The sequence below is a fragment of the Bacillus sp. 05T22 genome (genome assembly GCF_056396765.1).
Genome location: NZ_JBFTMC010000126.1, coordinates 1 through 11,742 on the forward strand (window position 1 = coordinate 1; position 11,742 = coordinate 11,742).

Genomic DNA, 11,742 nt, shown 5'->3' on the forward strand with positions numbered 1-11,742 from the left:
GAAATCGCTTGTGTTATTGGGAAAGAGGGAAGAAATATTTCGCGTGAACAAGCAGAAGAATATATTTTCGGTTATTGTATTATGAATGACTGGAGCGCAAGAGATTTGCAAGCTGAGGAAATGAAAGTAGGGCTTGGTCCGGCAAAAGGAAAGGACTTTGCTACTTCATTAGGAGCTTATCTTGTTACAAAAGAGGAGTTAGATGTTTATCGCACAGGTGAACGTTATAACTTAGAAATGACTGCCCATGTGAACGGAGAGCTATTGTCTAAAGGGAATTTCCGAGATATTTACTATAMGTTTGCAGAAATGATAGAACGTGCTTCGCAAGATGTTACGTTATATCCAGGAGATGTAATTGGTTCTGGCACGGTTGGCACTGGTTGTATTTTAGAACTTGGTACAGAAAAGTGGTTACAAGATGGTGACGTTGTAGAACTTACGATCACTGGACTAGGTACATTGCGTAACACAGTGAAAAAAGAAACGAAAGCGGGTGATGGGCATGTATTATCGTCACATGGGGGAGCTTCCTCATAAACGGCATGTACAATTTCGTAAAGAAGATGGATCACTTTATCGTGAACAGGTGATGGGAACGAAAGGTTTCTCTGGTACACAATCTATTTTGTATCATCATTATATGCCAACTGAAGTAGGACATGCTGCGTTAGCGCATTCTTGTCAGTTACAGTATGAAGAAGATGTGGCGCTTGCTCATCGTCATTTTCGCACGAAAGAGAATAGAAAAACTGGAGATGCGGTAAGTGGGAGGAATTTTATATTAGGAAATGAAGATTTATTAATTGGTGTTGTTAATCCGACAGAAAAAATGGATTATTTTTATCGCAATGGTGATGGAGATGAAATGTTATTCGTTCATTATGGAACTGGGAAAATTGAGACAATGTTTGGAACGATTCATTACCGGAAAGGTGATTATGTAATGATTCCAATCGGAACAATTTACCGAGTTATTCCAGATGAAGGACAATCTAAGTTTCTTGTTGTAGAAGCGAATAGCCAAATTACAACACCGCGTCGTTATCGTAATGAGTATGGTCAATTATTAGAACATAGCCCTTTCTGTGAAAGAGACATTCGAGGGCCGGAAAAATTAGAGACATATGATGAAAAAGGCGAGTTTGTTGTCATGACAAAGTCGAGAGGTTATATGCATAAACATGTTATGGGACATCATCCTTTAGATGTTGTCGGATGGGATGGATATTTATATCCTTGGGTCTTTAATGTAGAAGATTTTGAACCGATTACAGGCCGTATTCATCAGCCACCGCCAGTTCATCAAACTTTTGAAGGTCATAACTTTGTTATTTGTTCTTTTGTGCCGCGTTTATATGATTATCATCCGGAAGCAATTCCAGCACCGTATTATCATAGTAACGTAAATAGTGATGAAGTTCTTTATTATGTAGAAGGGAACTTTATGAGCAGAAAAGGTGTAGAAGAAGGTTCAATTACACTCCATCCGAGTGGTATTCCACATGGGCCGCATCCCGGGAAAACAGAAGCAAGCTTAGGGAAAAAAGAAACAATTGAATTAGCGGTTATGATCGATACGTTCCGTCCGCTCCGTATTGTGAAACAAGCGCATGAAACGGAAGATGAGAAGTATATGTATAGCTGGATTGAAGAAGGTTCATATACTAAATAAAGTGAAAATTCCATCAAGGGAGGCTCACTGCCCGTAAATAGCGAGATAAAAGAAAGAGGCATGCTCATAAAATGATTATGCCTCTTTCTTTGGTTGGAATCGACAATTTATAGAATATCAAAAATAATTATAAAAAGATATAGGGATATAGTTATACGTATTGTTTGTATATTATTTATCTTTTTATGTGGAATTACGATTTAATATAGTTTTAAAGCTAAATAATGGAAATGACTGTGTGTGGATTGCATTTTATTCTGCTAGCTGATGAGATATTTTTCTGCTTATTTCGACAAAAGTGTTGACTAAAAAACACGTTATGAGTAAAATAAAAAATAATTAAAATTTTCAGAAAATTAAAACTTAGAGGTGCATGCTATGAAGCGAATTTTTCAAAAAAAGCCGATTGCAAAACTAATGCAAGAAAGTAAACAGAAAACATTAGCGAGAACATTGGGAGCATTGGATTTAACAATGCTTGGAATTGGAGCTATTGTCGGGACAGGTATTTTTGTTCTTACGGGTGTTGTGGCAGCGAAACATTCTGGACCAGCTATCATTTTATCATTTGCTATAGCTGCGTTAGCTTGTGCCTTTGCTGCATTCTGTTATGCAGAATTTGCATCTTCTGTTCCGGTTTCGGGAAGTGTTTACACGTATACGTACGCAACGATGGGAGAGGTATTTGCATTTTTAATTGGATGGGATTTAATGTTGGAATATTTATTAGCAACATCTGCGGTAGCCAATGGATGGTCTGCTTATTTCCAATCCTTGTTAAAAGGTTTTGGGATTCATATTCCGACCATTTTATCTTCTGCTCCTGGAACAGGAAAGGGTGGCCTTATCGATTTACCAGCTGTTATTATCATTTTAATTATGACTGCCCTTTTATCTAGAGGTGTACGTGAAAGTGCTCGCGTAAACAATATTATGGTTTTTATTAAGTTAGCAGTTGTATTACTCTTTATCTTTGCTGGTTTTAATTATGTAAAGCCGGAAAATTGGACGCCGTTCATGCCATTTGGTCTTGATGGTGTAATGGCTGGGGCTGCAACGGTATTCTTTGCATTCATTGGATTTGATGCTGTATCAACGGCAGCGGAGGAGGTAAAACGTCCGCAACGCGATTTACCAATTGGTATTATAGCATCATTACTTATTTGTACGATTCTTTATATCGTTGTTTCACTTATTTTGACAGGAATTGTACCTTATGGTCAGCTGAATATTTCTGATCCAGTAGCTTTTGCACTTCAGTTTATTGGACAAGATGGTTTAGCAGGTGTTATTTCGGTAGGAGCAATTACAGGGATTACAACTGTAATGTTAGTTATGATGTATGGGCAGGTTCGTGTTTCATATGCAATGAGTCGCGATGGGTTATTACCGAAGCGTCTTGCGAAAGTTCATCCGAAATTTAAAACACCGTTTTTAAATACATGGACGACAGGAATTATCGCAGCACTTATTTCGGGGCTTATCGACTTAAATGTATTAGCACACCTTGTAAATATGGGAACATTATCGGCATTTGCTCTTGTAGCAGTTGCGGTTATCGTAATGAGAAAAACACACCCAGATTTACCACGTGTTTTTAAAGTGCCACTTGTACCAGTTTTACCTGCATTAACGGTTATCTTTTGTGTATATTTAATGCTTCAATTATCAGGAACCGCATGGATGAGTTTCGGCATTTGGATGGTGATTGGTATAGCGTTTTACTTCTTATATAGTCGAAAGCATAGTGTTTTAAGTAATAAAAAGGATGAGGAGAATGTAGCGAATTTATAGGAAAAAGATCCGTTCTAAATAGAATAGAACGGATCTTTTATTTTGAAAATTTACATTTTTCTAAAATTAATATAAGATAAGGAGTGGTTGATTAAAGGGGTGTTGTAAATGAAAAAGACGTGGCGTGAGTTACAAGCAATGGACCGTAATGTGTGGATTCGTTTTATAGGAGAAACACTGAATGGAATTGCAATGATGATGTTAATGCCATTTTTTGCATTGTATTTAAAAGATAAAGTAGATTCTTTATTACAAGTAGGGATTATTATGGCGCTTTCTCCTATTGCGGCAAGCTTTGGTTCGCTTATAGGTGGCCGAATTGCTGATATATATGGTAGAAAACCTATTATGATATTTTCGATGGCAAGTAATGCATTGTTGATGCTCGGTTTTTTATTTATAGAAGGATTTATTCCTTATGCTATTTTGTCTATTTTTTTAGGGTTAAGTAATTCATTATTTCATCCAGCAGCATCGGCGATGGTAGCGGATGTCACAGCACCTGAAAAGAGGACGGAGGCATACGGTTTATTGCGAATGGGACATAATATTGGCGCGGCAATCGGACCGATTATGGGTGCTTCTGTAGTTGTACTTTCGAAAAACCTTGTATTTATTATTGCTTCCTCTACAATGCTGCTTTATGCACTTCTTGTGTTAATGCTTATTCAAGAAACGATGCCAAAAACTGCATTGAAAGAGAACGGGAATACGAAAAAGGAAGCAGAATCTGTTTGGAAAGTTGTTTTGAGAGATAAGGTACTTATGATTTATTTATTGACTGGTATTATTATTTCCATGGGTTTCTCGCAAACAGAAGGCATGCTCCCCCTTCATTTTGATAATGAAATGAAAGAAATCTTTGGGAAAAATAACCCATATCCATATTTAATGGCTTTAAACGGCTTGTTAGTTGTCTTATTCCAATTCCAAATTTCAAAATGGGCAACAGATAAACCGGTTGGAAAGACGATGTTATATGGGGCATGGTTATTTGGAATCGGGCTGTTATTCATCGGTTGGCTTCCAAGGTGGTTTGGTGAATTTGGAACAGGGGCTACGGTTATTTTAATAACATTACTTGTTGTCTATGCGGTATATACGCTAGGTGAAATGATTATGTCTCCTGTACAAATGACATTTGTTGCAAATTTGGCACCAGAGCATTTACGTGGAACATATATGGGGGCGGCAAGTTTGCAGTGGATTACAGGGAATGCGTTCGGCCCGCTTCTTGGCGGACTACTACTTGATCGATCGCTTGGGCATGTATTGTTTACGATTTTAGGAGTGGGGTGTGTAATAGCCGGTCTTGTATATATTTCTTTAGATCACCTTGTAGAACAAAGACAAAGGGAAAATGTGGTGAAACAATCTTCTTAATCAATAGGTGACATACACAAAAAACAGCATTTCTTCATATATATTAGATACATAACTAGATCAGGGGATGACACAGATTTGGTGCAAGAAAAGGATATGAATTTACAATAGCTGTTCGTAAAAATGTAATTGGTGAAACCGTCCTGCCATTTATCCCACTATTTGCGGGCAGTAAGACCCCCGCCTCAAAATTCAGCAAAAGTAAAGAAGTTAGGTGGGGTGTGTAATAGCCCGTAAAAACCCGATTCGTTCAACTAATAATCAGTGGGGGATGAAGAAAATCCCCACTGATTAAAGTTTCACTTTATGGAAGTTTCATTTTATCGCGCTATTCGAAGGCGGTAAGACCCTTATTGAGAAAAGTTTTACTTTATTTCAAATAGGAACTGCCTATTTTTATAAAAAGTGCTAAAATAGAAAAATGAAAACAATTGGTTAGGGTGATTTCATTGACGAAAATTAAATTAGGTTTATTATATGGTGGGAAATCAGCAGAGCATCAAGTTTCATTACAAACAGCTCTTGCTGCTATTAAAGCATTAAATCAAGAAAAATTCGAGATTCATCCAATTTATATTACAGAGCAAGGCCAATGGATGCGTGGTGAACGCATTGAAGGTGAAGTAACGAGCGTGCAAGCATTGCAAATGAATGGAGAGGAAAATGCAATTTCTCCAGTATCATTAAGTACAGAAATTATACCTTCTTCTTCTAAGCAAGAAGAGGCAATTGATGTTATTTTCCCGCTGTTACATGGACCGAATGGTGAAGATGGAACAGTACAAGGATTATTAGAGTTAATGAATATTCCATACGTTGGTAACGGTGTATTAGCATCAGCTGCTGGTATGGATAAAGTTGTTATGAAAAATATCTTTGCTGAAGCTGGATTGAAACAAGCGAAGTATGCATCTTTCATTCGCAGTATATGGGAGAAAAATTGCCAAGCAGCTTATGAAAAGGTAGAAGAAGTATTAGGCTACCCATGCTTTGTCAAACCAGCAAACCTTGGGTCAAGTGTTGGTATCAATAAATGTAAAGATCGTGAAGAATTAGAAAAAGCATTTGAAGAAGCGTTCCAATTTGACCGCAAAATTATCGTAGAAGAAAATATTGTAGGTCGTGAAGTGGAAGTTGGCGTTTTAGGTAATGATGAGCCAAAATGCTCTGTTGTCGGTGAGATTGTACCGAAGAAAGAGTTTTATGATTATAAATCAAAATACATTGATGGCGATACGGCATTAATTATTCCAGCTGAAATTACAGAAGAAGAGTCAAAGGTGATTCAAAGAGATGCAATTCGTGCATTCCAATCTTTAGATGGTGCTGGATTAACAAGAGCGGATTTCTTCTTAACGAAAGATGGGGAAGTATATATTAATGAAGTAAATACAATGCCAGGATTTACGCCATTTAGTATGTTCCCGCTGCTATGGCAACACACGGATTTGCCATATCCGAAGTTAATTGAAGAATTGATTCGTTTGGCAATTGAGCGTCACGAAGAAAAGCAAAAAATTAAATATACAATCTAACAAAAAAGGGGGAAGCACTATTCAAGAGAATAGTGTTTCTTCTATGTAAGGAGTGGTATGTATGATGAAACGAACGTTAAAACAAGTAGAGCAAATGGTAATGGGTGCAGGTTTAGCGGAAAAATACGTTAATGAAACTGTACAAGGTGTATCTATTGATACAAGAAAAATTACAACAGGAAACTTATACATTCCGATTCAGGGTGATCGCTTTGATGGTCATTCTTTTGTAGAAAAAGCAATTGAAAATGGAGCTGTAGCTACGCTTTGGAAAAAAAATATGAAAAATCCTCCTGTGAATATACCAGTGATTTTTGTAGAAGATACACTAGAAGCGCTGCAAACATTAGCAAAGAGCTATCGTGATCAGTTAGATGTAAAAGTTATAGGTGTAACAGGAAGTAACGGTAAAACGTCTACGAAAGATATTGTGACAAGCCTCCTTGCAACCAAATTTAAGGTTCAAAAAACAGAGGGGAACTTTAATAACCATATCGGTTTGCCGCTTACTATTTTAAGCCTAGAAGAAAATACAGAAATGGCGGTATTAGAGATGGGAATGTCGGGCCGAGGTGAAATTGAATTTTTATCTAAGTTAGCTCGCCCGAATGCTGCAATCATTACAAATATTGGGGAAGCACATTTGCTGGATTTAGGATCTCGCGATGCGATTGCTGAGGCGAAACTTGAAATTGTTACAGGATTACAGGATGGTGGAGTATTTGTATACAATGGTGATGAACCGCTTTTAACAAATCGTGTTCCGAGCATGAACCTAGCTGCGGAGACAATTACATTTGGTGATGCAAGGGCGAATAATTATTATCCAACATCTGTAACGTTGCAGGCGACAGGAACGTACTTTAAGATGAATCAGGATGAGAATGTTGCGTTCTATCTTCCAGTTCTTGGGAAGCACAATGTGTATAATACACTTGCATCAATGGCGATTGCGAAATACTTCGGTGTAACGTGGGAAGAAATGAAGCGAGGTTTAGTAACACTTCAAATGACAGGTATGCGAATGGAAATTGTGAAAACAGAAAATGGGTTAACAATTATTAATGACGCATATAATGCAAGTCCAACAGCTATGGAAGCTGCCTTTCATTTAATGAATGGTTTAGACGGATTTTCTAAAAAAATTGTTGTTCTTGGTGATATGCTAGAGCTTGGAAACCAAGAAGTGCAATTTCATTATGAAGTTGGTAAGTTAATTGACCCTGCACGAATCTCCTATGTATTTACGTACGGTAGGCTTGGGGCGCAAATTGCTGAAGGAGCAAAAATTAACTTCCCTAATGAACGTGTAAAAGCATATGACAATAAAGAAGAGCTTGTGAAAAATTTACAAGCAGTCGTTGATGTGAAAGACGTTGTATTAGTAAAAGCATCTCGCGGAATGAAGTTGGAAGAAGTTATTACGATGTTGAAATAATTGGTGCGTGTAAATAGGGATGATAGATACAAAAATAGTGGAAACTGCTAATAAGCGCTTACAGTAAAAAAATAAAAAAATAAAAGTGAAGAAAAAAGCTCTTTATATGAAATAAGGTAACAGTTGGGTTTGCTTTTTGCACATACAAAACTTATAATTGATAAAGTGTAATAACGTTTAGAAGTATTTTCGCGAAGAATATACGCCCGTTTATATACGTGAGCATTCAGGAAAAGGGCTTTTCCGCAAATTCGGAAAACGCCTTTTTTTAAATGATAAGTATAGGATAGAAAAGGAGAAGTAACATTGACAACATTTCGAGAATTAGGATTAAGTGATTCTTTACTACAATCTGTTGAAAGTATGGGCTTTGAAGAGGCTACGCCAATTCAAGCTGAAACAATTCCACATGCATTGCAAGGTAAAGACATTATTGGGCAAGCACAAACAGGTACAGGGAAAACGGCAGCATTTGGATTACCACTATTAGATAAAGTGGATACACATAAAGAATCAGTTCAAGGTATTGTTATCGCACCAACGCGTGAATTAGCAATCCAAGTTGGAGAAGAACTTTACAAAATTGGTAAACATAAACGTGTTCGTATTTTACCAATCTATGGTGGCCAAGATATTAACCGCCAAATTCGTGCTCTAAAAAAACACCCACACATTATTGTTGGTACGCCGGGTCGTATTTTAGATCATATTAACCGTAAAACACTTCGTCTACAAAACGTAGAAACTGTTGTTCTTGACGAAGCAGATGAAATGTTAAACATGGGCTTCATTGAAGATATTGAAGCAATTTTAACAGATGTGCCAGAAACACATCAAACATTATTATTCTCAGCAACAATGCCAGACCCAATCCGTCGTATTGCTGAGCGTTTCATGACTGAGCCTCAACACATTAAAGTAAAAGCAAAAGAAGTAACAATGCCAAACATTCAGCAGTTCTATTTAGAAGTGYAAGAAAAGAAAAAGTTTGACGTGTTAACACGTTTATTAGATATTCAATCTCCAGAGCTTGCGATTGTATTTGGTCGCACAAAGCGTCGTGTGGATGAGTTATCAGAAGCTTTAAACTTACGCGGTTATGCAGCAGAAGGTATTCATGGTGATTTAACACAAGCGAAACGTATGTCTGTATTGCGTAAATTTAAAGAAGGTTCTATTGAAGTTCTTGTTGCAACAGACGTTGCGGCGCGTGGTCTTGATATTTCAGGTGTAACACACGTATATAACTTCGATATCCCACAAGATCCAGAATCATATGTTCACCGTATTGGTCGTACTGGCCGTGCTGGTAAAAAAGGTATTGCAATGCTATTTGTAACGCCACGTGAATCAGGACAATTAAAAAATATCGAACATACAACAAAACGTAAAATAGACCGTATGAATGCACCGACACTTGACGAAGCATTAGAAGGTCAACAACGTTTAATCGCAGAAAAACTTCAAAGCACAATTGAAAGTGATAACTTATCATACTACAAACGTATTGCAGAAGAAATGTTAGAAGAAAATGATTCTGTAACTGTTGTAGCAGCTGCTTTAAAAATGATGACAAAAGAGCCAGATACAACACCGATTGCCTTAACATCAGAGCCACCAGTTGTTTCAAGAGGTTCTAAAAAGCGCGGTGGTAACGGAAATGGATACCGTGATGGTAACCGTAGTCGCGATGGACGTGGTGGAGATGGTCGTAATCGCGATCGCAACCGTGATGGTCGCAATCGTGACGGTAACCGTGATGGTAATCGTAACCGTGGTCGTAAAGGTGAAGGTCAGGGGCGCCCAGGATCTTCAAATGGACGCGGCGAAAGAAAACATCATAGCCGTAAGCCACAAGCTTAATAAAAAAGAGGATGACCAAAAGGTCATCCTCTTTTTTATTTGTGTAATTGTGCATACTACAAGTAAGTTGTATAGAAAAGAGGGACTTTATGCTTGTAAGACTTGGCTATGTAGCGATGAGTGTACACTTAAACAATGCATCTCCATCTCAAACGATGACATATACACAATTTCAACGTATTAAAGATCGAGAGGCGGCGATTCATAAACTTGAAAGAATTTCTAATTCTAATTTAGAAAATTGTTTACGGTTATTAAAGCATAATAAGGGACATGATATAGCATTTTTTCGGCTTAGTTCAAAGTTAATTCCTCTAGCAAACCATGAAGAATTGTTGGGTTGGAATTACATTCGTCCTTTAAAAGAGAAATTAAAAGAAGTGGGTGAGTATGCGCATCGGATGAAGATGAGGATCGATTTTCATCCTGATCACTTTGTTGTGCTAAATTCACCGCAAGAAAATATTGTAAAACAATCAATAAAGACGCTTCAAATGCATCGGAAATTATTGAAAGGAATGGGCATACAGCGGAGTCATCGCTCTGTGTTACATGTTGGTGGTGGATATGATGATAAAGAACTTGCGTTAGAACGTTTCATTGAAAATTGGTCAAATGTTCCTGCAAGTATTCAAGAAATGATTATGTTAGAAAATGATGATACGACCTTTTCATTAAAAGAAACACTATATTTAGGTGAAAAATTGGCAGTTCCAGTCGTGTTTGACCTGCATCATCATATGATGAATAACGATGAAGAAGATTGGTATGAAGATTGGGACCGTGTAGTAAATACTTGGAAAACATCTTTATTACCAATCAAAATGCATATTTCCAGCCCGAGAGAAGGCAATGATCCTCGAGCGCACGCAGACTTTATTAATGCAGATACCTTTCTATCCTTTTTACAGAAAATCAAAGGTAGCGTTTCGCAAATTGATTGTATGATTGAAGCGAAAAAGAAGGATGAATCTTTATTTCAATTAATACGAGATCTTGGTACAAAATCAGAGGTGGAAATGATTGATGGCGGGAGCTTTTATATTAAATAAGCTCTACACCATCGTTTTTTTTTGCTAAAAATGGAGTGCAAATACCACCAATTAGTAGTCCGGTTAAATGGCTAATAGGATTAGCGGACGGATTGAAGAATGTGAAAAGAAGTAATAGTAATATAATTGAAGAAAAGAAAATTAATTCTTTTGGTTGAGAAGACCGATAGCGACTATATAAAAGAAAAAGCTGTGCACCGAGTAATCCGAAAATTCCACCTGATGCGCCGGCATGAACATACCCGATGGGCATAATAATATAAGAGAAAATATTGCCGCTAATGCCAGCAGTAAAAAATAAAATAGGGAATCGAATACTCCCTAGTTGTTTTTCGATAGATTGACCGAGAAGAAATAGACAAATGCTATTGGAAAGAAAGTGCTGAAAGTCTACATGTATAAATAGAGAAGTTATAAATCGCCACCATTCTCCCTTAGAAATACATTCATTGTAAGCAGCTAAAGTAGGGAAGAAAAGATCTCCTATTATCATCATGATTAGTTGCAAGAAAAGTAAAGAGAGAATGACGGGTTGTAAGGTGGTTCGCATATAGGGTATTGGCATTTTATATTTTCACTCCTTTTGCATCAGAAAGATTCTCTGTTATTCTTACAATATGAATGAAGGAAGACAAATAGAAGAAGGGGAATTTTGAAATGATTATAGGGATCGGAATTGATATTATCGAACTAAATCGAATTGAAAAAATGCTAGATGGAAAGCTTAAATTTATGGAGCGTATTTTAACTGAGGAGGAACGTAGTGTTGCTTCTAAATTAAAAGGGAATCGTCTTGTAGAATTTGTAGCGGGAAGATTTGCAGCGAAAGAAGCGTATTCTAAAGCTCTTGGAACTGGTATTGGAAAAGAAGTGAGTTTTTTGGATATTGAAATAAAAAATGATGATAGAGGTAAGCCAGTTCTTATTGCAAATACAGAGCAGATTGTTCATCTATCAATCAGTCATAGTAGAGAATTTGCAGTGGCACAGGTTGTTTTAGAA

10 protein-coding genes are annotated in these 11,742 nt (G+C 37.1%); 9 read left to right on the top strand and 1 reads right to left on the bottom strand.

All coding sequences use genetic code 11. The features are described 5' to 3' along the window. The 8 genes from AC1DIT_RS24260 to uvsE all read left to right on the top strand — a co-directional run. A partial coding sequence (locus tag AC1DIT_RS24260) for a fumarylacetoacetate hydrolase family protein (RefSeq protein ID WP_476998462.1) occupies positions 1-540 on the top strand: 540 nt, incomplete at its 5' end. After that, complete coding sequence (locus AC1DIT_RS24265; RefSeq protein WP_033671677.1) at positions 506-1,675, top strand: homogentisate 1,2-dioxygenase; 1,170 nt, start codon at positions 506-508, stop codon at positions 1,673-1,675. The genes AC1DIT_RS24260 and AC1DIT_RS24265, both read left to right, overlap by 35 nt. Before the next feature lie 378 nt (positions 1,676-2,053). Next, positions 2,054-3,469: an amino acid permease gene (locus AC1DIT_RS24270; RefSeq protein WP_016117027.1), complete on the top strand. Its 1,416-nt coding sequence runs from the start codon at positions 2,054-2,056 to the stop codon at positions 3,467-3,469. A 108-nt stretch (positions 3,470-3,577) separates the two neighbouring features. Then, positions 3,578-4,852 carry an MDR family MFS transporter gene (locus tag AC1DIT_RS24275; RefSeq protein ID WP_016117028.1) on the top strand — a complete coding sequence of 425 codons (1,275 nt, stop codon included), beginning with the start codon at positions 3,578-3,580 and terminating at the stop codon, positions 4,850-4,852. A gap of 449 nt (positions 4,853-5,301) precedes the next feature. Further along, complete coding sequence (locus AC1DIT_RS24280) at positions 5,302-6,387, top strand: D-alanine--D-alanine ligase (protein ID WP_016133435.1); 1,086 nt, start codon at positions 5,302-5,304, stop codon at positions 6,385-6,387. Between the two features lie 61 nt (positions 6,388-6,448). Then, on the top strand, positions 6,449-7,825 hold the full coding sequence (locus tag AC1DIT_RS24285; protein WP_016117030.1) for a UDP-N-acetylmuramoyl-tripeptide--D-alanyl-D-alanine ligase: 1,377 nt from the start codon (positions 6,449-6,451) through the stop codon (positions 7,823-7,825). Between the two features lie 306 nt (positions 7,826-8,131). After that, positions 8,132-9,688, top strand: a complete 1,557-nt coding sequence (gene cshA, locus AC1DIT_RS24290; RefSeq protein ID WP_476998463.1) for a degradosome RNA helicase CshA — start codon at positions 8,132-8,134, stop codon at positions 9,686-9,688. An 89-nt stretch (positions 9,689-9,777) separates the two neighbouring features. Continuing rightward, positions 9,778-10,740 (top strand): UV DNA damage repair endonuclease UvsE, encoded by a 963-nt coding sequence (gene uvsE, locus AC1DIT_RS24295; RefSeq protein WP_016117032.1) that lies wholly within the window; start codon positions 9,778-9,780, stop codon positions 10,738-10,740. Here uvsE and AC1DIT_RS24300 read toward each other — a convergent pair. Then, positions 10,733-11,305, bottom strand: a complete 573-nt coding sequence (locus AC1DIT_RS24300) for a rhomboid family intramembrane serine protease (RefSeq protein WP_016117033.1) — start codon at positions 11,303-11,305, stop codon at positions 10,733-10,735. The two genes, uvsE and AC1DIT_RS24300, sit on opposite strands and share 8 nt — an antisense overlap. A 92-nt stretch (positions 11,306-11,397) precedes the next feature. On the opposite strand from AC1DIT_RS24300, the gene acpS reads away from it, so the two are divergent. Continuing rightward, on the top strand, positions 11,398-11,742 hold a 345-nt coding region (gene acpS, locus AC1DIT_RS24305; protein WP_476998464.1), incomplete at its 3' end, for a holo-ACP synthase.

Bases quoted from the DNA above. Each gene is read 5' to 3' on its own strand.
- AC1DIT_RS24265 (WP_033671677.1), top strand. From the start codon at position 506: ATGTATTATCGTCACATGGGGGAGCTTCCTCATAAACGGCATGTACAA.
- AC1DIT_RS24270 (WP_016117027.1), top strand. From the start codon at position 2,054: ATGAAGCGAATTTTTCAAAAAAAGCCGATTGCAAAACTAATGCAAGAA.
- AC1DIT_RS24275 (WP_016117028.1), top strand. From the start codon at position 3,578: ATGAAAAAGACGTGGCGTGAGTTACAAGCAATGGACCGTAATGTGTGG.
- AC1DIT_RS24285 (WP_016117030.1), top strand. From the start codon at position 6,449: ATGATGAAACGAACGTTAAAACAAGTAGAGCAAATGGTAATGGGTGCA.
- uvsE (WP_016117032.1), top strand. From the start codon at position 9,778: ATGCTTGTAAGACTTGGCTATGTAGCGATGAGTGTACACTTAAACAAT.
- AC1DIT_RS24300 (WP_016117033.1), bottom strand. From the start codon at position 11,305: ATGCCAATACCCTATATGCGAACCACCTTACAACCCGTCATTCTCTCT.